The organism is Pseudorhodoferax sp. LjRoot39, from assembly GCF_964253035.1.
GTDB lineage: Bacteria > Pseudomonadota > Gammaproteobacteria > Burkholderiales > Burkholderiaceae_C > Pseudorhodoferax.
Map to the genome: position 1 here is coordinate 616,774 of NZ_CAXUQL020000001.1, position 20,365 is coordinate 637,138.

Here is a 20,365-nt window from a genome sequence, read left to right on the forward strand (position 1 = left end):
CCGTGAACGCGCTGGATCTGCTGACCGCGGGCGACGCCATCCACCGGCTCGTCGCCTGGCTGCTGCTGGTGATGTCGGTCGCCAGTTGGGTCGTGATCCTCTACAAGCTGTGGGTGCTGCGCCGCGCCGGGCGCGACGTGCTGCGCGGCACGGCCGCGTTCTGGCAGGCGCCGGCTCTAGACGGTGCCGTCGAGCGCGTCGCCGCCTTCGACCGCGACGGCCTGCTGCGGCCCCTGCTGGCCGCGACCCAGGCGCCGGCCATCGGCACGCTGGGCGGCAGCGGGCCGCGCGGCCAACAGCTCACGCGGCTGCTGCGTGGCGCGTTGCACCAGGGCACACGGCGCCTGCAGTTTGGCCAGGTGCTGCTGGCCACGGTGGGCTCCATCGCCCCCTTCGTTGGCCTGCTCGGCACGGTCTGGGGCATCTACCACGCACTGACCAGCATTTCCTCGGCTGGCCAGATCACGATTTCACAGGTCGCCGGCCCGGTCGGCGAAGCCCTGGTCATGACCGCCGCCGGCCTGGCCGTGGCCATTCCCGCCGTGCTGGCCTACAACTGGTTCGGCCGCAGCATCGCGCGCATCGAGGCCGAACTCGAGGGCTTCGCCTTCGACCTGCGCGACCTGCTGGTGCCGCAGGACTGACCGCCATGCCCTTCGGCCGCCTGGAACGCAGGGAAGGCGCCAAGCCCATGGCCGACATCAACGTCACGCCGCTGGTGGACGTGATGCTGGTGTTGCTGGTGATCTTCATCATCACCGCACCGCTGATGGCCGGTAGCCTGCGCATGGACCTGCCGCATAGCGAATCCGCCGAGCCGGGGCTGCCGGCCGAGTCCATCAACCTGGCGCTGACACCGGACGGCCAGATCCACCTGGACGAGCGCCCCGTCACGCCCGAGCAGCTGCGCCAGACACTGGAGCGCCGCGCCGCGCAAGACCCGGACACCGAGGTCCAGCTGCGCGCCGACGCCCAGGTGCCCTATGGCAAGGTGGTCGAACTCATGGACATGGCGCAAGCGGCCGGCCTGTCGCGCATCGGCTTCGTGGCCGAACGCAAGCCCGCGCGCTGAACCTAAAATCCCGGCGCCCGGCTCCGCGCCGCCCGTTTCCTGCCCTGCTCTCGCGTGATCGCGCCGTGCGACACGCCCAACGCCGCCTCCCATGCAAGACAAGTACAACCATCTCGAAGTCGAACCCGCCGCCCAGGCGCACTGGCGCGCGCGCGACGCCTACCGCGTGGGCGAAGACGCAGGCCGCCCGAAGTTCTACGCCTGCTCCATGCTGCCCTACCCCAGCGGCAAGCTGCACATGGGCCACGTGCGCAACTACACGATCAACGACATGCTCACGCGCCAGCTGCGCATGGCCGGGCACAACGTGTTGATGCCCATGGGCTGGGACGCCTTCGGCCTGCCGGCCGAGAACGCCGCGCTCAAGAACGGCGTGCCGCCAGCGCAGTGGACCTACGACAACATCGCCTACATGAAGAAGCAGATGCAGGCGATGGGGCTGGCCATCGACTGGTCGCGCGAAGTCGCCACCTGCGACCCCAGCTACTACCGCTGGAACCAGTGGCTGTTCCTCAAGATGCTCGAGAAGGGCATCGCCTACCGCAAGACCCAGGTCGTCAATTGGGACCCAGTGGACCAGACCGTGCTGGCCAACGAGCAGGTCATCGACGGCAAGGGCTGGCGCACGGGCGCCGTGGTCGAGAAGCGCGAGATCCCGGGCTACTACCTGAAGATCACCGACTACGCCGAAGAACTGCTCGACCACGTGCAGAACAAGCTGCCGGGCTGGCCCGAGCGCGTCAAGCTCATGCAGGAGAACTGGATCGGCAAGAGCGAGGGCGTGCGCTTTGCCTTCACGCACGCCATCCAGGGCGCCGACGGTGCGCTGATCGGCGACGGCCGCATGTACGTGTTCACCACGCGCGCCGACACCATCATGGGCGTGACCTTCTGCGCCGTGGCGCCCGAACACCCGCTGGCCGCGCATGCCGCCGCCACGAACCCGGCGCTGGCCGATTTCATCGAACGCTGCAAGCAGGGCGGCACGACCGAGGCCGAACTCGCGCTGCGCGAGAAGGAAGGCATGGCCACCGGCTTGTCGGTGGTGCACCCGATCAGCGGCAAGGACGTGCCGCTGTGGGTCGGCAACTACGTGCTGATGGGCTATGGCGACGGCGCCGTGATGGGCGTGCCCGCGCACGACGAGCGCGACTTCGCGTTTGCGCTCAAGTACCAGTTGGCGATCACGCAGGTCGTGCACGTGGACGGCGAGCACTACGACTACCACCAGTGGCACGACTGGTACGGCGACAAGCAGCGCGGCGTGACCATCAACTCCGACATCTTCAGCGGCCTGGAACACCGCGACGCGGTGGACGCCGTGGCCCGCGCACTGGCCGAGAAGGGCCTGGGCGAGAAGAAGACCACCTGGCGCCTGCGCGACTGGGGCGTGAGCCGCCAGCGCTACTGGGGAACGCCGATTCCCATCATCCACTGCGCCGAGCATGGCGCGGTGCCGGTGCCCGAGAAAGACCTGCCTGTGGTGCTGCCGCAGGACTGCGTGCCCGACGGCTCGGGCAATCCGCTGCACAAGCACGAGGGCTTCCATGCCGGCGTGACCTGCCCGGTCTGCGGCAAGCCGGCCCGCCGCGAGACCGACACCATGGACACCTTCGTGGACTCGTCCTGGTACTTCATGCGCTACTGCGATCCGGCACTCGACAGCGCCATGGTCGGCGACGGCACGGCCTACTGGATGCGCGACCAACACCTGCCCACCGGCGGCAGCGGCATGGACCAGTACATCGGCGGCATCGAGCACGCCATCCTGCACCTGCTGTACGCCCGCTTCTGGACCAAGGTCATGCGTGACCTGGGCCTCGTGAAGATCGACGAGCCCTTCACCAAGCTGCTCACGCAGGGCATGGTGCTCAACCACATCTACAGCCGGCGCACGGACAAGGGTGGCAAGGAGTACTTTTGGCCGCACGACGTGGACCATGTGCTCGACGAGGGCGGCAAGATCGTCGGCGCCAAGCTCAAGAACGCGGTCGGCGATCTGCCCGTCGGCACCGTGATCGACTACGAGGGCGTGGGCACCATGTCCAAGTCCAAGAACAACGGCGTCGATCCGCAGGAGCTGATCGAGAAGTACGGCGCCGATACGGCCCGCCTGTACACCATGTTCACGGCGCCGCCCGAGGCCACGCTGGAGTGGAACGATGCGGCCGTGGAAGGCAGCTACCGCTTCCTGCGCCGCGTCTGGAACTTCGGCGTCAAGCTGGCCGCCAGCGACTTCTCCATGGCTCTCGAAGCCGCACACGGCGCCACCAGCCTGCAGGACGTGGCCTTCGGCAAGGAAGCCAAGGCGTTGCGGCTGGAGGTGCACAGCGTGCTCAAGCAGATCGACTACGACTACCAGCGCATGCAGTACAACACCGTGGTGTCCGGCGCCATGAAGCTGCTCAACGCGCTGGAGAACTTCAAGGCCGTCGGCGCCGCTGGCGCGCCCATTGCGCTGGCCGAGGGCTTCGGCATCCTGCTGCGCTGCCTGTACCCGGCCACGCCGCACGTCACGCACGCGCTGTGGTCCGAACTGGGCTACGACCAGCGCTTCGGCGAATTGCTCGACGCGCCCTGGCCGCAGGTCGACACGGGCGCACTGGAACAGGACGAGGTCGAACTCATGCTGCAGATCAACGGCAAGCTGCGCGGCGCGATCCGCGTGCCGGCCGGTGCCGACAAGGCCACCATCGAGGCCGCCGCGCTGGCGCACGAGATGTTCGCCAAGTTCGCCGAGGGCGCGACACCCAAGAAGGTGATCGTGGTGCCGGGCCGCCTCGTCAACCTGGTGCTGTGATGGCCAGCCGCCGCCACTTCCTCGCCAGCGCAGCCGCGCTGCCCCTGGCCGGCTGCGGCTTCCAGCTGCGCCAGCCGCCGGAGTTTGCGTTCAAGACCATCTACGTGGCCATGCCGCCGAGCTCGCCCATGGCCCTGGAGCTGCGCCGCAACCTGCTCGGCACCGGCCGCGTGGAGGTCATCACCGACCCTGTGGCAGGCCAGAAGGCCGACGTGCGGCTGGAGCCGACCATGGACCAGCGCGAGCGCGTGGTGGTGGGCCGCACCTCCTCGGGCGAAGTGCGCGAGCTGCAGCTGCGCCTGCGCTTTCGCTTCCGGCTGCGCAACGTGCAGGGCGCGGAGCTGATCCCCGACACCGAGATCCTGCAGCAGCGCGAACTGAGCTTCAACGAATCCGTGATCCTGGCCAAGGACGCCGAAGAAGCCCTGCTCTACCGCAGCATGCAGTCGGACACCGTGCAGCAGATCGTGCGGCGCCTGGCCTCGGTCAAGGCGATCTGACGGCGCGGGCGGCCGATGGAACGCGACCGCACCGACCTGCGCCTGCTGGAGCTGCTGCAGCGCGACGGCCGCGCCAGCGTGCAATCGCTGTCCGAAGAGGTGCACCTGTCGGCCCGCGCCACGCTGAACCGCGTGCGCAAGCTCGAGCAACAGGGCCTCATCGCCGGCTACCGCGCCGTGCTGAACCGCCAGGCCATCGGCCCGGCCATTGCCTTCTTCGCGGAGATCGCGCTCAAGGACCAGCGCCAGGCGGCCTCGCGCCGCTTCGAGGCGCGCATGCTCGCCACGCCACAGGTGGTCGCGTGCTATTTGCTCAGTGGCCGCTACGACTATCTCGTGCGCATCGCCTGCGGCGACCTCGCGCAGTACCAGCGCCTGACCAACGGCTGGCTGGAAGACGCCGCGCTGGGCATCGAGAAGATCGTCACCAACACCGAACTCCAGACGGTCAAGGAGTTCGGCGGCTTTCCGCTCGGTTGACGCTCAGCGCAGCACCCAGGTGCCGCGCGCCCAGACCCAGCCGTGCTCGCCCCAATACCAGTGGCCGCGCACCCAGACGTGCATCGGTGACGGCGCTGGCGGCAGCATCTCTACATAGGGCGCCGGCATCGGCGGCACGGCCGACGCCACATAACGGCCGCCGATCCAACGCCAGTTGCCCTCGCGCCATGCCCAATGGCCCGGCACCCAGTGCAAGCCAGGCCCGGGCAAGGCCGGAATGACTTCCACCAGCGGCGCCGGCACCTCGCGGATCACCGCACGCTGGTGCGCAGGCTCCTGAACGACGGTGGTGCAGGCGCCCACCAAGGCACTGCCCGCGACGAGCGCGGCCAGGGCCCATCGGCGAGAACAAGGCTGCGAGACAGGGGATTGCATGGCATGGGCTCCTGTGGGTGGCGATGGCGCCATCCTCGCCAGCGGCGCGCACCATCGCGTGACGGTGGCGCTCGCGCGTGTTGCAGCTGTAGCGCAGATCCACTCACTTCCGAATCGGAAGTGGCACCCAGCAACCGCTACCGCGCACGGCAGTGCGACCGCCCTGCTTTCACCGCGGCAGCAGCCCGGTTTTCCTACAGTTCCGAAGACGAAAGGAGAACCGCCATGGACCGCCACCCCATCCGTTCCGAAGTGCTGATCGAGGCCGAGCGCCTGCACTGCGCCCCCAACTACCAACCCATCCCCGTGGTCATCGAGCGCGCGCTCGACTGCCATGTCTGGGACGTGGACGGCAAACGCTACCTGGACATGATGGGTGCGTACTCCGCCGTCAGCCACGGCCACCTGCACCCGCGCATCGTCGCGGCCGCCCAACGCCAGCTCGGCCGCGTGGCCGTGACCTCGCGGGCCTACCACGGCGATACGCTGGGGCCCTTCCTGGAAAAACTCTGCGCGCTGGCCGGCTTCGACCAGGCGCTGCCCATGAACACCGGCGCCGAGGCCGTGGAAACCGCCATCAAGGCCGCGCGCCGCTGGGGCCACCAGGTGCGCGGCCTGCCGGACGGCACGGCCGAGATCCTCGTGGCGCGGCAGAACTTCCACGGCCGCACCACCACCGTCATCAGCGCATCCAGCGAACCGTCCTACCGCGCCGGCTTCGGCCCGTTCACGCCGGGTTTCCGCTGGTTCGACTTCGGCGACATGGCCAGCCTGCGCGCCGCCACCACGGCCAGCACCTGTGCCGTGCTGGTCGAGCCCATCCAGGGCGAGGCCGGTGTCGTGCTGCCGCCGCCCGGCTTCTTCGCAGCGCTGCGCGCCTGGTGCGACGCCAACCGCATCCTGTTGATCATGGACGAGGTGCAGTCCGGCCTGGGCCGCACGGGCCGCTGGTTCGCGTTCGAGCACGAGGGCATCCGGCCCGACGCACTGATCCTGGGCAAGGCGCTGGGCGGCGGCCTGCTGCCGGTCAGCGCCTTCCTCGCGGACCGGTGGCTGATGCAGGTGTTCTCGCCCGGCAGCCATGGCTCCACCTTCGGCGGCAATGCGCTGGCCGCGGCCGTGGCCCACGAGGCCCTGCGCGTGATGGAGGACGAGCAGCTTGTCGCGCGCTCCGCCGCGCTGGGCACGCACCTGCTGGCGCGCCTGCGGGGCGTGCAGGCGCAGTGGCCCACGCTGGTGCGCGGCGTGCGAGGGCGCGGCCTGTGGGTCGGCGTGGACCTGGACCCAGCCCACGCCAGTGCGCGCGACGTCGTGGAGCGCATGGCCGAGGCCGGCGTGCTGTCCAAGGAGACGCACGAGACCGTGATCCGCTTCGCGCCGCCATTGACCATCACGCGCGCGCTCATCGACGCGGGCGTGGACCGCTTTGCCGAGGTGCTGGCCGCGTTGCCGGGCGCCGGCGCGCCGCGCAGCGGTGCGGCAGCCCAGACTGCAGCCGTCCCTGCGCCGCTGCGCCCTCGCCTGCTCATGAGCGCACCCGAGCACTTCGAGGTGTCCTACGCCATCAACCCCTGGATGGAGCCGGATCTCTGGCGGCCCGACGACGCCACGCTGCGCCGGCAGGCGCGTGCGGGCTGGGATGCGCTGCGCGCCACCTACGAAGGCCTGGGCGCCGTGGTCGAGACCATGCCGCCCTCGGCCGGCCTGCCCGACATGGTGTTCACCGCCAACGCGGCCGTGGTGGTCGACCGCCAGGTGCTGCTGGCGCGCTTTCGCCACCCCGAACGCCAGGGCGAGCAAGCCCACGGCCGCGCGCTGTTCGAACAGCTGCGCGCGCGCGGCCTGGTCGATCGCCTGCACGTGCTGCCCGAAGGCGTCTGCTTCGAGGGCAATGGCGATGCGGTGGTCGACAACACCCGCGGCATCTGCTGGATGGGCTACGGCCCGCGCTCGGACCTGCGCGCCCGCGAAACGCTGCAGACCGTGGCGCGCCGGCCGGTGCTGGCTCTGGAACTGGTCGACCCGCGGTTCTACCACCTGGACACCTGCCTGAGCCTGCTCTCGGGCGGCGAGCTGCTGGCCGTGCGGCGGGCGTTCTCGCCGCAGGGCTGGCAGCAGCTGCGGGACATCGCCGACACCCAACTGGTCGAGATGCCCGAGGAGGATGCCCTGCAGCTGGCCGCCAACGCCGTCTGCATCGGCCACGACCTGGTCATGGGCCATTGCAGCGCCACGCTGCGCCAGCTGCTGGAACACCGCGGCTACCGCGCCCGCGTGGTCCCGCTGGAGGCGTTCCGCCGCTCCGGCGGTTCCGCGCGCTGCCTGACCCTGGAACTCGGCACGTAAACTGCAGTCATGCTGCCCCCACGCTCATCGCTTCGCGTATCGCTGCCCCCCGAGGGGGCGCTTCAGCGCCTTCGGGCGGCCGGGCGGCGCTGAACTATGCAACTGGCCCCGGCCCAACTTCCGCAACAACTGCAGCGCGGCCTGCGTTCGCTCTACACCCTGCACGGCGACGAGCCGCTGCTGCTGCAGGAGGCGGCCGACGCCATCCGCTCCACTGCGCGCAGCCAGGGCTACACCGAGCGCAGCGTGTTCACGGTCGCCGGCGCGCACTTCGACTGGGGCGGCGTGCTGGCCGCCGGTGGCGCCATGAGCCTGTTCGCCGACAAGCAGGTACTGGACATCCGCATCCCCTCGGGCAAGCCCGGCAAGGACGGCAGCACCGCCCTGCAACAGCTGGCCGAGCAATCCCAGGGCAACGACAGCACGCTGGTGCTCATCAGCCTGCCGCGGTTGGACCGCACCACCAAGACCGGTGCCTGGTTCGCCGCGCTGGATGCGAATGGCGCAACGGTGCAGATCGACCCGATCGAGCGCGCCACGCTGCCGGCCTGGATCGCCCAGCGCCTCAAGGCCCAGGGCCAGCAGGTGACGCCCGGCGAGGAAGGCCAGCGCACGCTGCAGTTCTTCGCCGACCGCGTGGAAGGCAACCTGCTGGCCGCGCACCAGGAGATCAGCAAGCTCGCGCTGCTGCACCCACCGGGCGAACTCAGCTTCGAGCAGGTCGAGAGCGCGGTGCTCAACGTGGCCCGCTACGACGTGTTCAAGCTGTCCGAAGCCGTGCTGGGCGGCCAGGTGCTGCGCGTGCAGCGCATGCTCGATGGCCTTCAGGCCGAGGGCGAGGCCGCCGTGCTCGTGCACTACACGCTGGCCGAGGACATCCGCGCGCTCAAGCGCGTGAAGGACGCCATGGCCGCCGGCCGCCCGCTGCCCATGGCGCTGCGCGAACAACGCGTCTGGGGCATCAAGGAGCGGCTGTTCGAGCGCGTGCTGCCGCGGCTAACGCCGGCCGCGCTGGCGCGGCTGCTGCACGGCGCCCATGCGGTGGACGGCATCGTCAAGGGCCTCAAGGTGCCGGACTGGCCGACCGACGGCTGGCAGGCGCTGCAGCGCCTGGCGCTGGCGCTGGCGCGCGTGTGCGCTCAGGCACCCACGCGCTGAAGGCGCCCGTTCAGAGCAGCCGCTTGCGCAGCTGCAGCACCACCACCTCGGCCAGCAGCACCACCGCGAAGATGACGGCCAGCACCAGGGCCACGCGGTTCCAGTGGAACAGGTCGATGGCGGTGTTCAGCACCACGCCGATGCCGCCGGCCCCGACCAGCCCCAGCACGCCGGACTCGCGCACGTTGATGTCCCAACGCAGCAGCGCCACCGACCAGAACGCCGGCTTGATCTGCGGCCAGTAGCCGTACAGCAGCTGCGCCATGCGCGTGGCACCAGCCGCCTGCAGGGCCTCGATGGGGCCGCGCGGCATCTGCTCCAGCGCCTCGCCGACCAGCTTGCCGACGAAGCCCACCGAGCGCATCGCGATCGCCAGCATGCCGGCCAGCGGACCGGGGCCGAAGATGGCCACGAACAGCAGCGCCCAGACCAGCGAATTGACCGAGCGGCTGCCCACCAGCAGCACCCGCGCCAGCAGGTTCAGCACACGGCTGTGGACCACGTTGGGCGCCACCAGCACGCCCAGCGGCAATGCCAGCAGCAGCGAGAGCAGGGTGCCCAGCGTGGCCATGTGCAGCGTTTCGAGCAAGGCCGCGTGCACGCCGTCCGGGTAATGCGCCCAGTCCACCGGCCACATGCGGCCGAGCAGGTCGGCCATCTGCTCGGGTGCATCGAGCAGGAATTCGGGGATCACCTCGAGATGGCGCACCGACTGGACCAGCGCGACGACGATGGCCAGCCAGACCGCGTGGCGCACCAGGCGCTGCGCTGGCGTGTGGCGCTGCAGCGCCGGATGCAGTGCGGCGGCCTCAGACATCGAGCACCTTGCGCAAGCCATTCACCACCAGTTCGCCCAGCACGATGATGGCGATCACCGTGGCCAGGATGGTGGCGACGAAGCCGTACTCGTAACGCAGGAAGGCGGCGAACAGCGCGCCGCCGATGCCACCGGCGCCGACGATGCCGACCATGGTGGAGTTGCGCAGATTGGAGTCGAGCTGGTAGGTGGCGAAGCCCACGAAGCGCGGCATCACCTGCGGCAGCACGCCGAACAGCACCACGCCGGCGAACGAGGCGCCGGTAGCGCGCATCGCCTCGATCGGCTTGGGCGAGATCTCCTCGATGGCGTCGGCGAACAGCTTGCCGACGAAGCCCACCGTGGCCACCACCAGCGCCAGGATGCCGGCCAGCGGCCCGAAGCCCACGGCCTTGACGAACAGGATGGCGCTGATCACGGGATGCAGCGCACGGCAGGCCGCGATCAGCGCACGCCCGGCCACGCGCAGCGGCATCGGCGACAGGTTGGCCGCGGCCATCAGGCCGATGGGCAGGCTCAGCACCAGGCCACCCGCGGTGGCCAGCACGGCGATCTGCAGCGTCTCCTGGATGCCCTGCCAGAGCTCGTCCATCTTGCCCAGCTCGGGCGGGAACAGACGGCCGAGGAAACGGGCGCCCTGCTCCCAGCCCGTGGCCAGGCGCTCGGCCGACACGTCCATGGTGGCCAGCGACCAGGCCAGGTAGGCCAGGCCCGCCAGCGCGGCCAGCAACTGGCCGCGCGTCCAGGCAAAGGCCACGGGTTTCACGCCAGCCATGCCTCGCCTCCGTAGATCTGGCGCAGGTGGGCATCCTGCAGACCCTGCGGCGGTCCGTCGTAGACCACGCGGCCACCGGTCATGCCGACGACGCGGTCCGAATAGCGCCGCGCCAGCTCCACGTCATGGATGTTCACCAGCACCGGAATGCCGCGCGCGCGGCCCTGCTCGCGCAGCATCTCCATGATCTCGACCGAGGTCTTGGGGTCCAGCGAGGAGGTCGGCTCGTCGGCCAGCAGCACGGCCGGACGCTGCATCAGCGCGCGCGCGATGCCCACGCGCTGGCGCTGGCCGCCGCTCAGCGCATCGACGCGGCGCGTGGCGAAGTCGGCCAGGCCCACGGTCTTCAGCAGCGCCAGGGCGTAGGCCACGTCCTCGGCATCGAAGCGGCGGCGCCAGGCGCGCCAGGCCGACAGGTAGCCCAGCCGGCCGGTCAGCAGGTTCTCCAGCACCGTCAGGCGTTCGACCAGGTTGTATTCCTGGAACACCATGCCGATGTGGCGCCGCGCCGCGCGCAGTGCGCTGCCGCGCAGCTGCGCCATGTCCACCCGCTGCCCCTGCAGCTCCAGCAGGATGCGGCCGGCGGTCGGGTCGACCAGCCGGTTGATGCAACGGATCAGCGTGCTCTTGCCGGTGCCCGAGGGGCCGATGATGCTGGTCATCCCGGTGCCGGACACGGCCAGGTCGATGCCCTTGAGCACCGGCTGGCCCGGCCGGTATTCCTTGATGAGCTGCTCGATGCGCAGCGTGCCGGCCGTGGCGTTGGCGTGCATGGACAGGTGCGCTCCCGGCTTACTTCTTGGCCGCGGCCTTGTCGAAGGCCTCGCGCGTGAACAGTTCGCCGGCCGAGGCCGCCACGGTGCGCACGAGCTCCCAGTCCTTCTTGTAGGTGATGGGCAGGAAGCGGTCGCCGCCCAGGCCCTTGGCCATCTCGGCCGGGATCTTGTAGTCGTAGAAGCACTGCTTGATCTTGGCCTGCAGCGCCGGCTCCAGGTTGTTGGCGTAGGCGTAGGCGTCGGTGGGGAACTTGCCGCTGGTGTAGAGCACGCGGAACTCATCGGGCTTGACCACGCCGCGGTCGGTCATGTGCTGCAGCACGTCGCTGGCCACGGGCGCGGCGTCGTAGTCGCCGGCCTTCACGCCCAGGATGGACTGGTCGTGCTTGCCCGAGTAGACGACCTTGTAGTCCTTGTCGGGCGTCAGGCCGAGCGTGGGGAACAGCGCGCGCGGCGCCAGGTTGCCCGAGTTCGACGACGGCGAAGTGTGGGCGATGCGCTTGCCCTTGAGATCGTCCAGCTTCTGGTAGGCGCTCTCGCTGCGCACGATCATCTTGAGGTTCATGCCAACGGAGCCCTGCTCGTTGCCGCGGATCGCGAACGGCACGGCCCCGGCCAGGTTCACGGCGAAGTTCACCGGGCCGGGCGAGAACGCGGCGATGTGCAGGCGCCCCGAACGCATGGCCTCGATCTGCGCCGCGTTGGACTGCACCGGGAAGAACACCACCTTGCGGTCCACGCAGCTGGACAGGTGGCCCATGAACGGGCGGAACAGCTTTTCGTAGATCGCCGGGTCCTCGACCGGCGTGAACGCGAACACCAGCGTGCTCGGGTTGCGCAGGCGCTTGGGGTCGGTCGGCGTGTCGGCCACGAGGTCGCGGTCGGCATCGCAGAACTGGGCGTCCAGGTCGCCGCGGTTCGGGCAGTTGTCCTGTGCGAAGGCCGTGCCGGCGGCCAGCACGATGGCGCCGGCCACGGCATGGCGCAGCAGGGAAAGGGATGTCGTCATGCGGGCTCTCCTCGTGTCGTTGTGTGCGGGACCGGCGCACTATAGGCAGGGCCCGCGCCGCGGTGGGCGCTATGCTTTCGCCCCCCCTTCAAAGAGCTTTCAGATGCCTTTCAATCCGACACGGGCTTACCCGCGGGCCTGCCGGGCGGCCGGTCCATGAGGCTGCTGCTGGTCGAGGACGAACCCGAACTCGGCGCCACGCTGGCACGTGTGCTGGAGCGCCGCGGCTTCCAGGTCGCGCACCGGCAAAGCGCCGCCGAAGCCCTGGCCAGCCTGGAGCACGAGCTGTTCGACCTGGTGGTGCTGGACCTGGGTCTGCCGGGCATGGACGGGCTGCAGCTGCTGCAGCGCCTGCGCGGGCGCGGCAGCACGCTGCCGGTGCTGGTGCTGACCGCGCGCGGCGGTGTCGGCGACCGCGTGGCCGGCCTCAACGCCGGGGCCGACGACTACCTCGCCAAGCCATTCGACCCCGACGAGCTGGAGGCCCGGCTGCGGGCGCTGGCGCGCCGCGCCGGCCTGCGCGACGACCCGGAATGCGGCGAGCTGCGCCTGGACCGCGGCGCGGGCGCCTTCTACTGGAAGAGCCAGGCGCTGGAACTGACGCCGCGCGAGAGCGCGCTGCTGGCCGGCCTCATGGAGCGGCCGGGCCGCGCCGTCACGCGCGCGCGGCTGCTCGGGCTGGCCTTCGGCGCCGAGGTGCCGGCCCAGCCCGAGGCGTTGGAGGTGGTGGTGCACCGCCTGCGCAAGAAGCTGGCGCCCACCGGCGTGCAGATCACCACCTTGCGCGGCCTGGGCTACCTGCTGCAGCCGAGCCGTGGCGACGAAGACTGAACCGGCGCGGGCCGGCCGCCCGCCCTCGCTGCGGCGCCGCCTGCTGCTGTGGCTGTCGCTGCCGATCGCGGTGTTCATCGCCATCGATGCCTATGCCTCCTACCGCGCCGCGCTGGCAACGGCCGAACTCGCCTTCGACCGGCTGCTGGTGACCTCGGCCCATGCCCTGGGCGACCTGATCCGGCTGGAACGCGGCGAGCTGCAGGTCAGCCTGCCGCATGCCGCGCTGGAGCTCTACGACGGCGCCGTGGCACTGGACGGCGAGGCCACCACCACGCGCAGCCGCATGGTCTACCGCGTCGGCTTCCTCAATGGCGACTACCTCGCCGGCGAGCCCGATGTGCCGCCCTATGCCGCCGGCATCGCGCCCGTGCACCCGCGCTACGGCGTGCGGCTGGCCCTGTACGACATGCAGCTGCACGCCCAGCAGCTGCGCATGGCCGCGCTGTGGCTGCCGGTGGAAGCGCACGAGGGCCTGCGCTACGTGCTGATCCAGGTCGGCGAGCCCTCGGCCTACCGCGACGGCCTGGCCCGCAGCATCCTGTGGCAGACGCTGCAGCGCCAGCTCGTGCTGCTGGGGCTGCTGCTGGGCCTGGTGTGGATCGCCGCCACGGTCGCGCTGCGGCCGCTGCGGGCCTTCGCGCGCCGGCTGGACCGGCGCACGGCCAGCGAAGCCTCCCCGCTGAGCAGCCCGCACGCGCCCCAGGAGCTGGGCCCCGTGGTGCATGCCTTCAACGGCCTGCTGCAGCGCGTGGGCGAGGCCCAGGCGCAGCAGCAGCGGCTGATCGCCGATGCGTCGCACCAGTTGCGCACGCCGCTGGCCACGCTGCAGCTGCACGCCCACGCCGGCCTGAGCGGTGCCATGCCGCCGCGCGAGGCGCTCGAACGCATCGCCGCCACCACCGAGCGCACCGGCCGCATGGTTCACCAGCTGCTGGCGTGGAGCCGCGCCCGCGCGCCGCAGGCCGATGCCGAGGCCGTGCCGGACCAGGTCGACCTGCGCGAACTGCTGGAAGAGGTGGCCGTCGAGCTGTCGCCGCTGCTGGCCCGGCGGCACCAGGACTTCCAGCTCGATGCGCCCTCCTGCCGCTGGCAGGGCCCGGTGTGGATGGTCCAGGAGATCGTGGTGAACCTCCTGCACAACGCGCTGAGCTACACGCCCGACGGCGGCAGCATCGCCGTCGAGCTCGTGCTGGCGCCAGCGCACATCGTGCTGCGCGTGCTCGACGACGGGCCCGGGCTGCCGGCACCGCTGCTGGCCGCGCCGTTCCAGCCCTTCGTGCGCAGCAGCGCTGGCGGCGCCGGCCTCGGCCTGGCGATCTGCCAGGACCTGGCACGCGGCTGCGGCGGCACACTGACGGTCAGCAACCGTCCGGCCGCCGCAGGCCGCGGCGGCGTCGAGGCCCGCCTGACGCTGCCGCGCGCGCCCGCCGCCGAGACCGGCGGCCCGGCGGCATCTGCGCCACAATCGCCGCCATGAATGCGTTGAACATCGCCGAATACGCCCAGACGCTGGGCGTGCAGGCCCGCCAGGCCTCGGCCGCCATGGCGCGCGCCAGCACCGCCACCAAGAACCAGGCCCTGCGCGCGCTCGCACGGCTGCTGCGCGGGCAAACCGGGCCGCTGCAGGCCGACAACGCCAAGGACATCGCACGCGCCGAGGCCGCCGGCCTGTCGGCGCCCATGGTGGACCGCCTGAAGCTCACGCCCAAGGTGCTGGACACCGTGGCCCAGGGCTGCGAGCAGCTGGCCGCCATGCCCGACCTGATCGGCGAGATCAGCGGCATGCAGCAGCAGCCCAGCGGCATCCGCGTGGGCCAGATGCGCGTGCCGCTCGGCGTGTTCGCGATGATTTTCGAGAGCCGGCCCAACGTGACCATCGAGGCCGCCAGCCTCTCGATCAAGAGCGGCAACGCCTGCATCCTGCGCGGCGGCTCCGAGGCCATCGAATCGAACAAGGCGCTGGCCCGGCTGGTGCAGCAGGCGCTCGCAGAAGCCGGCCTGCCGGCCGAGGCCGTGCAACTCGTGCAGACCACCGACCGCGAGGCCGTGGGCCACTTGATCGCCATGCCCGCGCATGTGGACGTGGTGATCCCGCGCGGCGGCAAAGGCCTGATCGAGCGCATCAGCCGCGAGGCCAAGGTGCCCGTCATCAAGCACCTGGACGGCAACTGCCATGTCTACGTGGACGACCCCTGCGACATCGCCATGGCCGTGACCGTGGCCGACAACGCCAAGACGCAGAAGTACAGCCCCTGCAACGCAGCCGAAGGCCTGCTCGTGGCGCGCGGCGTGGCGGCCGAGTTCCTGCCGCAGATCGGCGCCGTCTACGCCGCCAAGGGCGTGGAGATGCGCTGCGATGCCGAGGCCGCTGCCATCCTGGCCAGCGTCGCCGGTGCGCAGCTCGTGCCCGCCACCGAGCAGGACTGGTCCGAGGAGTACCTCGCGCCCGTCATCGCCGTGAAGGTGGTCGAAGGCCTGGACGAGGCCATTGCCCACATCAACCGCTACGGCAGCCACCACACCGACGCCATCCTCACGCGCGACCACATGCACGCCCAGCGCTTTCTGCGCGAGGTCGATTCGGCCAGCGTGATGGTCAACACCAGCACGCGCTTCGCCGACGGCTTCGAGTACGGGCTGGGCGCGGAGATCGGCATCAGCACCGACAAGTTCCACGCGCGCGGCCCGGTCGGCCTGCTGGGCCTGACCTCGCTCAAGTACGTGGTGCTGGGCAACGGCGAAACGCGCCACTGATCCGGGCCACGGCCCGCAGGCCATGAGAGTCATCATCCTGGGCGCCGGCCGTGTCGGCGAGAGCGTCGTGGACAGCCTGGTGTCCGAGAAGAACGACATCACCGTCATCGACACCGATGCGCGCCGCCTGCGCGCATTGGAAGAGCGTTACGACCTGCGCGGCCTGGTCGGCAGCGGCGTCGACCCGGACGTGCTGGAGGAAGCCGGCGCGCGCGACGCCGACATGCTGATCGCCTGCGCCGCGCTGGACGAGACCAACCTGGTCTGTTGCAAGATCGCGCACCGGCGCTTCAACATCCCCACGCGCATCGCGCGCGTGCGCTCGCAGGCCTTTCGCCACGGCAGCGACCTGGTCGACAAGGAAGGTTTCGCCGTCGACCGCGTGATCTGCCCCGAGGAATCGCTGACGCGCTACATCTTCAAGCTGATCGAGCACCCCGAGGCGCTGCAGGTGCGCGAGTTCGCGGGCGGCCTGGCCTGCCTGGTGTCGGTGCGCGCCGTGGCCGGCGCGCCGCTGGTGGCGCACGACATCGCCGACCTGCGCGACTGCGTGCCCGACGTGCCCATGCGCATCGTCGCGATCTACCGCCGCTTCGAGGACGAGCCCGACCGCTTCATCGCCTGCAGCGGGCGCACCCGCGTGGAACCCGGCGACGAGGTCTTCGTGCTGGCCGCGCGCGATGACATCCCGCGCGTGCTGCATGCGCTGCACCGCGACGAGCACCGCGGCCAGGGCCGGCCCCAGCGCAGCGTGCAGCGCATCATGATCGCCGGCGGCGGCCGTGTGGGCGAGCGGCTGGCGCAGGAGCTGGCGGCGGCCGATGCAGGCTTCCACGTCAAGGTCATCGACCACGGCGCCGAACGCTGCATCGAACTGGCCGGCAAGCTGCCGCACGAGGTGCTGGTGCTGCACGGCGATGCCACCGACGAGAACCTGCTGGAGGACGAAGGCATCGAGACCATCGACCTGTTCCTGGCGCTGACCAACGACGACGAGAACAACATCATGTCCAGCCTGCTGGCCAAGCAGCTGGGCGCCAGACGCGTGCTGGCCCTGATCAACCGGCGCAGCTACGCCGAGCTCATGCACGGCACGCAGATCGACATCGCGCTGTCGCCCGCGCAGGCCATGATCGGCGAGCTGCTGGCCCATGTGCGCCAGGGCGACGTGCAGGCCGTGCACAGCCTGCGCCGCGGCGTGGCCGAGGGCCTGGAGATCGTCGCACGCGGCGACCGCAAGACCTCGCGCGTGGTCGGCCGTGCGGTGCGCGACCTGAAGCTGCCCGAGCAGGCGCACTTCGGCCTGATCGTGCGCGGCCTGCCCGACCCGCTTGCACTGCCCGAAACCGAGGCCGAGGCCGACACCGCAGCAGCGCTCGTGGCGCCCCAGGTCATCATCCCGAGCGGCGACACGGTGATCGAGAGCAACGACCACGTGGTGATCTTCGTGCCGCACAAGCGCCTGATCCGCGACGTGGAGAAGGCCTTCCGCGTGAGCGCCGCCTTCTTCTGAACCCGCATCCATGCGCGACATCTTTCCGGTCCTGCGCGTGCTGGGCGTGATGCTCACGTTCATGGCCTGGTCCATGGCGCTGCCGCTGGCCGTGTCGTGGCAGTGGCAGGACGGCGTGGCCGACGCCTACATCGCCTCCTTCCTCGTGACCATGGCGGCGGGCGTGCTGCTGTGGCGCGGCATGCAGCGCCACCGGCGCGAGCTGCAGCCGCGCCACGGCGTGATGCTGGTCTCGCTGGCCTGGCTGTTGCTGCCGCTGTTCGCGGCGCTGCCGCTGGAGCTGGCCTTCATGAAGATCGGCCGGCCGCTGAGCTTCACGCATTCCTACTTCGAGGCCGTGTCCGGGCTCACCACCACGGGCGGCACGGTGCTGAACAAGCTCGACACGCTGCCCGTGTCGGTGAACTTCTGGCGCTGCTTCCTGCAATGGGTGGGCGGCATGGGTATCCTGATCCTGGCCGTGGCGGTGCTGCCGCTGCTGGGCGTGGGCGGCAGCCAGCTGTTCAAGGCCGAGGCCGCCGGTCCGATCAAGGACAACAAGCTCACGCCGCGCATGGCCCAGACCGCCAAGGGCCTGTGGGGCGTGTACGCCACGCTCTCCACCGCCTGCGCGCTGGCCTACTGGGCCGGCGGCATGCCGCCCATCGAAGCGGTCATGCACATGTTCACCACCGTGAGCCTGGGCGGCCTGTCGTCGCACGATGCGAGCCTGGGCTACTTCCAGTCGCCGCTGCTGGAGATGACGGCCGTGGTCTTCATGCTGTTCGCCAGCTGCAACTTCGCGCTGTACTTCACGGCGGTGCGCAAGGGCCGGCTCAGCGTGGCGCTGTCCGATCCCGAGCTGCGTGCCACGCTCAGCGTGCTCGTCGGTGGCGGGCTGCTGGCCGGTCTGCTGCTGTGGGGCAAGGGCATCTATCCACCGCTGGACGCGCTGCGCCACGGCATGTTCCACGTGGTCTCGGTGGCGACGACGACCGGCTATTCGACCCAGGACTACCTGCTCTGGCCCGTCTTCCTGCCGCTCTTCATGCTGCTGCTGTCGGGCATCGCCACCAGCGCGGGCTCCACCGGCGGCGGCATCAAGATGGTGCGCATGCTGATCCTCTTGCAGCAGGCGCGCCGCGAGATCCGCCGGCTCGCGCACCCGCGCGCGGTGCAGCCCGTGCGGCTGGGCAAGGCGGTGGTCGACACGCCGGTGATCTTCGCCGTGCTGGCCTTCATGCTAGTCTACGGCGCCACAGTGATCGTGCTGTCCATGGTGCTGATGCTGACCGACCTGGACCCGGTGTCCGCCTTCAGTGCCATCATCGCCAGCGTCAACTGCATGGGGCCGGGCCTGGGCGCGGTCGGCCCGGCGTCTTCGTTCGCAGTACTGAACGACTTCCAGGTCTGGGTCTGCACGCTGGCCATGCTGATGGGGCGGCTGGAGATGCTGAGCTTCATGGCGCTGCTGATGCCGTCGTTCTGGAAGAACTGAATAACTGCACATGCTCGCGTGCGCACCGTGTAGCAGCAGAGCGCGATCACGATCCAGCGATCCTCCTGAGAGGCGCTCCATGCGGTCTGTAGCAATACTCCGACGTAGCCGTGCCGACGCCCACCTTGTGTCCATCCGCTGCGACGCCTGCATTTCCTGAGGCCGCTCACCGGCGCTCGTCGGGCGCGAGAATGGGACTCTTCCAACGAAACTGCTGCCCGCCCGATGCGCTTAAAGTCCGTCACGCTCAACAACTTCCGTTGCTTCCAGCACCTGCGCATTGATCTGCATCCGCGGCTGACCGTGCTGGTGGGCGACAACGGCGCGGGAAAAACGGCAGTGCTCGACGGCATTGCCGTTGCATTGCGCATGGTGATGACTCAGCTTTCCTCGGCTGACCAGCGGCTCAGCGGACCCGGCATCGACGACACCGACTTCCGCCGCGTTGTGCTACCGAACCGAGGTGGTCGGGAGCGCTGGGGTTCAGCCGCCTATGCCCAGGTGATTGCTGAAACATTCGACGGGTTGCGCTGGGACCACTGGAAGCCCGCTGCAGGAGGCAAAGAGCAGCCTGCAGATAAGGTGGGTATCCAGAACCTCAAGCAGCGCATGCAGGGACTGATGGATTCGTACAAAGTTGAGTCGCCGCAGCTCACCCCGGTGTTTGCCTACTATGGCGCACAGCGGGGCACCATCGACGTGCCGACACGCTTGCGAAGCGCCAAGCAGAACTACGGCCATCCAGCTGCGGCTCTCATTGGAGCCTTGGACGCACGCAGTGACTTTCGAGAGATGCTGGCCTGGTTCGACAACGAAGAAGCCACGGAACTACGCGCCAACCGCGGCGTGGTCGACGACAACTTCGAGGAGCTGCCGTCTTTGACAGCAGTGCGGGCATCTGTCGCGTACCTACTGCAGGATGCCTTCCACTCCCCGCATTTCAACCGCGACCACAAGTTCGTCCTGATCCGCAAATCCGACGGCGCCCATCTGCTCGTGGACCAGTTGAGCCAGGGCTATCAAAGCATGCTGGCTCTGGCCATGGATTTTTCGCGGCGTTTGGCCATCGCAAACAGCCACCTGCACTACAACAGCAAGGACGCTAACAACCAGGTGTTCGACGCGCTAGCTGCATTGAGCGCCCTCGACCACAGCTACGACGACAGTGTCCCAGTGCACTTCCTCGACGCGCTCACGATGAGTGCACCGGCGATCATGCTGGTGGATGAAATCGATCTGCATTTGCACCCAACCTGGCAGCAACGCGTGTTGAACGATCTGCTGCGCACATTTCCCCTCACCCAGTTCATCGTCACCACACACAGCCCGCAGGTGCTCAGCACAGTGGCTAGGCAACACATCCGCGTTTTGCAGGCCACGGACGACGGATTTGCGGCCCAGCCGCCTGATTTCAGCCCCTTGGCCCACGAATCCGGAGATGCTCTCGCCAAAGTCATGGGTACGCACCGCGAGCCCGAGCTGGCACTGCAGGCCAGCATCCGAGGGTTCGAGCAACTTGTGCGCGCCGGGAATGAGGACAGCCCGGACGCGCAAGCGCTGCGTCAAGAGTTGGACAGGGCTGGCTACCAGTTCCACGAGAGCGACCTCGTCACTTGGCGGTTCCTTGCGCGCAGACAGGCCAGTGGGGAGCACTGACC

Annotated in this window: 18 protein-coding genes and 1 pseudogene; 14 read left to right on the forward strand and 5 right to left on the reverse strand. The window is 69.6% G+C overall.

What is annotated here, in order from left to right:
- Window positions 1–2: 2 nt before the first annotated feature.
- From ACSQ4M_RS02900 to ACSQ4M_RS02920, 5 genes are all read left to right on the forward strand, one after another.
- Window positions 3–644, forward strand: coding sequence for a MotA/TolQ/ExbB proton channel family protein (locus ACSQ4M_RS02900; RefSeq protein WP_436188171.1), 642 nt, complete (start codon window positions 3–5; stop codon window positions 642–644).
- Between the two features lie 5 nt (window positions 645–649).
- The gene (locus ACSQ4M_RS02905; protein WP_436188172.1) at window positions 650–1,072 is read left to right on the forward strand and encodes an ExbD/TolR family protein; all 423 of its coding nucleotides are present in this window, start codon (window positions 650–652) and stop codon (window positions 1,070–1,072) included.
- Window positions 1,073–1,163: 91 nt separating this feature from the next.
- A complete protein-coding gene (gene leuS / locus ACSQ4M_RS02910) occupies window positions 1,164–3,872 on the forward strand; it encodes a leucine--tRNA ligase (protein WP_436188173.1) in 2,709 nt (902 codons plus the stop codon).
- On the forward strand, window positions 3,872–4,372 hold the full coding sequence (locus ACSQ4M_RS02915; protein ID WP_436188174.1) for an LPS assembly lipoprotein LptE: 501 nt from the start codon (window positions 3,872–3,874) through the stop codon (window positions 4,370–4,372). The genes leuS and ACSQ4M_RS02915 overlap by 1 nt, the downstream gene beginning before the upstream one ends.
- Window positions 4,373–4,387: 15 nt before the next feature.
- Complete coding sequence (locus tag ACSQ4M_RS02920) at window positions 4,388–4,852, forward strand: Lrp/AsnC family transcriptional regulator (protein ID WP_436188175.1); 465 nt, start codon at window positions 4,388–4,390, stop codon at window positions 4,850–4,852.
- Between the two features lie 3 nt (window positions 4,853–4,855).
- Here the strand turns inward: ACSQ4M_RS02920 and ACSQ4M_RS02925 are convergent, their stop codons facing one another.
- Window positions 4,856–5,248: a YXWGXW repeat-containing protein gene (locus ACSQ4M_RS02925; RefSeq protein ID WP_436188176.1), complete on the reverse strand. Its 393-nt coding sequence runs from the start codon at window positions 5,246–5,248 to the stop codon at window positions 4,856–4,858.
- Window positions 5,249–5,473: 225 nt separating this feature from the next.
- Between ACSQ4M_RS02925 and rocD the strand changes: the two are divergent.
- The 3 genes and pseudogenes from rocD to holA all read left to right on the forward strand — a co-directional run.
- A pseudogene (gene rocD / locus ACSQ4M_RS02930) lies at window positions 5,474–6,703 on the forward strand (ornithine--oxo-acid transaminase); the annotation flags it as partial.
- Window positions 6,704–6,823: 120 nt separating this feature from the next.
- Window positions 6,824–7,594, forward strand: a complete 771-nt coding sequence (locus ACSQ4M_RS02935) for a dimethylarginine dimethylaminohydrolase family protein (protein ID WP_436193958.1) — start codon at window positions 6,824–6,826, stop codon at window positions 7,592–7,594.
- A 96-nt stretch (window positions 7,595–7,690) separates the two neighbouring features.
- Complete coding sequence (gene holA / locus ACSQ4M_RS02940; RefSeq protein ID WP_436188177.1) at window positions 7,691–8,752, forward strand: DNA polymerase III subunit delta; 1,062 nt, start codon at window positions 7,691–7,693, stop codon at window positions 8,750–8,752.
- A 10-nt stretch (window positions 8,753–8,762) separates the two neighbouring features.
- On the opposite strand, the gene phnE (ACSQ4M_RS02945) is transcribed toward holA, so the two are convergent.
- From phnE (ACSQ4M_RS02945) to phnD, 4 genes are read right to left on the reverse strand one after another with little or no spacing between them, the layout of a single operon-like run.
- Window positions 8,763–9,569, reverse strand: a complete 807-nt coding sequence (gene phnE / locus ACSQ4M_RS02945) for a phosphonate ABC transporter, permease protein PhnE (RefSeq protein WP_436188178.1) — start codon at window positions 9,567–9,569, stop codon at window positions 8,763–8,765.
- A complete protein-coding gene (phnE, locus tag ACSQ4M_RS02950; RefSeq protein ID WP_436188179.1) occupies window positions 9,562–10,344 on the reverse strand; it encodes a phosphonate ABC transporter, permease protein PhnE in 783 nt (260 codons plus the stop codon). Before phnE (ACSQ4M_RS02950) ends, phnE (ACSQ4M_RS02945) begins: the two co-directional genes overlap by 8 nt.
- The gene (gene phnC, locus ACSQ4M_RS02955; protein ID WP_436188180.1) at window positions 10,332–11,117 is read right to left on the reverse strand and encodes a phosphonate ABC transporter ATP-binding protein; all 786 of its coding nucleotides are present in this window, start codon (window positions 11,115–11,117) and stop codon (window positions 10,332–10,334) included. The genes phnE (ACSQ4M_RS02950) and phnC overlap by 13 nt, the downstream gene beginning before the upstream one ends.
- 19 nt (window positions 11,118–11,136) lie before the next feature.
- Entirely contained in the window at window positions 11,137–12,129 is a 993-nt protein-coding gene (phnD, locus tag ACSQ4M_RS02960; protein WP_436188181.1) for a phosphate/phosphite/phosphonate ABC transporter substrate-binding protein, read from the reverse strand.
- A 156-nt stretch (window positions 12,130–12,285) separates the two neighbouring features.
- Here phnD and ACSQ4M_RS02965 point away from each other — a divergent pair, with 156 nt between their 5' ends.
- The 6 genes from ACSQ4M_RS02965 (at window position 12,286) to ACSQ4M_RS02990 (ending at window position 20,363) form a co-directional block, all read left to right on the forward strand.
- A complete protein-coding gene (locus ACSQ4M_RS02965) occupies window positions 12,286–12,960 on the forward strand; it encodes a response regulator (protein ID WP_436188182.1) in 675 nt (224 codons plus the stop codon).
- Entirely contained in the window at window positions 12,944–14,440 is a 1,497-nt protein-coding gene (locus tag ACSQ4M_RS02970; protein WP_436188183.1) for a sensor histidine kinase N-terminal domain-containing protein, read from the forward strand. The genes ACSQ4M_RS02965 and ACSQ4M_RS02970 overlap by 17 nt, the downstream gene beginning before the upstream one ends.
- Entirely contained in the window at window positions 14,437–15,717 is a 1,281-nt protein-coding gene (locus ACSQ4M_RS02975; protein ID WP_436188184.1) for a glutamate-5-semialdehyde dehydrogenase, read from the forward strand. The genes ACSQ4M_RS02970 and ACSQ4M_RS02975 overlap by 4 nt, the downstream gene beginning before the upstream one ends.
- 22 nt (window positions 15,718–15,739) lie before the next feature.
- On the forward strand, window positions 15,740–17,230 hold the full coding sequence (trkA, locus tag ACSQ4M_RS02980) for a Trk system potassium transporter TrkA (protein ID WP_436188185.1): 1,491 nt from the start codon (window positions 15,740–15,742) through the stop codon (window positions 17,228–17,230).
- Between the two features lie 10 nt (window positions 17,231–17,240).
- A complete protein-coding gene (locus ACSQ4M_RS02985; protein ID WP_436188186.1) occupies window positions 17,241–18,707 on the forward strand; it encodes a TrkH family potassium uptake protein in 1,467 nt (488 codons plus the stop codon).
- 225 nt (window positions 18,708–18,932) lie between these two features.
- Window positions 18,933–20,363: an AAA family ATPase gene (locus ACSQ4M_RS02990; protein WP_436188187.1), complete on the forward strand. Its 1,431-nt coding sequence runs from the start codon at window positions 18,933–18,935 to the stop codon at window positions 20,361–20,363.
- Window positions 20,364–20,365 lie beyond the last annotated feature (2 nt).

Coding starts and splice junctions, on each gene's coding strand:
- ACSQ4M_RS02905 (WP_436188172.1), top strand. CDS start 650: ATGCCCTTCGGCCGCCTGGAACGCAGGGAAGGCGCCAAGCCCATGGCC.
- leuS (WP_436188173.1), top strand. CDS start 1,164: ATGCAAGACAAGTACAACCATCTCGAAGTCGAACCCGCCGCCCAGGCG.
- ACSQ4M_RS02915 (WP_436188174.1), top strand. CDS start 3,872: ATGGCCAGCCGCCGCCACTTCCTCGCCAGCGCAGCCGCGCTGCCCCTG.
- ACSQ4M_RS02920 (WP_436188175.1), top strand. CDS start 4,388: ATGGAACGCGACCGCACCGACCTGCGCCTGCTGGAGCTGCTGCAGCGC.
- ACSQ4M_RS02925 (WP_436188176.1), bottom strand. CDS start 5,248: ATGCAATCCCCTGTCTCGCAGCCTTGTTCTCGCCGATGGGCCCTGGCC.
- ACSQ4M_RS02935 (WP_436193958.1), top strand. CDS start 6,824: ATGGAGCCGGATCTCTGGCGGCCCGACGACGCCACGCTGCGCCGGCAG.
- holA (WP_436188177.1), top strand. CDS start 7,691: ATGCAACTGGCCCCGGCCCAACTTCCGCAACAACTGCAGCGCGGCCTG.
- phnE (WP_436188178.1), bottom strand. CDS start 9,569: ATGTCTGAGGCCGCCGCACTGCATCCGGCGCTGCAGCGCCACACGCCA.
- phnE (WP_436188179.1), bottom strand. CDS start 10,344: ATGGCTGGCGTGAAACCCGTGGCCTTTGCCTGGACGCGCGGCCAGTTG.
- phnC (WP_436188180.1), bottom strand. CDS start 11,117: ATGCACGCCAACGCCACGGCCGGCACGCTGCGCATCGAGCAGCTCATC.
- phnD (WP_436188181.1), bottom strand. CDS start 12,129: ATGACGACATCCCTTTCCCTGCTGCGCCATGCCGTGGCCGGCGCCATC.
- ACSQ4M_RS02965 (WP_436188182.1), top strand. CDS start 12,286: ATGAGGCTGCTGCTGGTCGAGGACGAACCCGAACTCGGCGCCACGCTG.
- ACSQ4M_RS02975 (WP_436188184.1), top strand. CDS start 14,437: ATGAATGCGTTGAACATCGCCGAATACGCCCAGACGCTGGGCGTGCAG.
- trkA (WP_436188185.1), top strand. CDS start 15,740: ATGAGAGTCATCATCCTGGGCGCCGGCCGTGTCGGCGAGAGCGTCGTG.
- ACSQ4M_RS02985 (WP_436188186.1), top strand. CDS start 17,241: ATGCGCGACATCTTTCCGGTCCTGCGCGTGCTGGGCGTGATGCTCACG.
- ACSQ4M_RS02990 (WP_436188187.1), top strand. CDS start 18,933: ATGCGCTTAAAGTCCGTCACGCTCAACAACTTCCGTTGCTTCCAGCAC.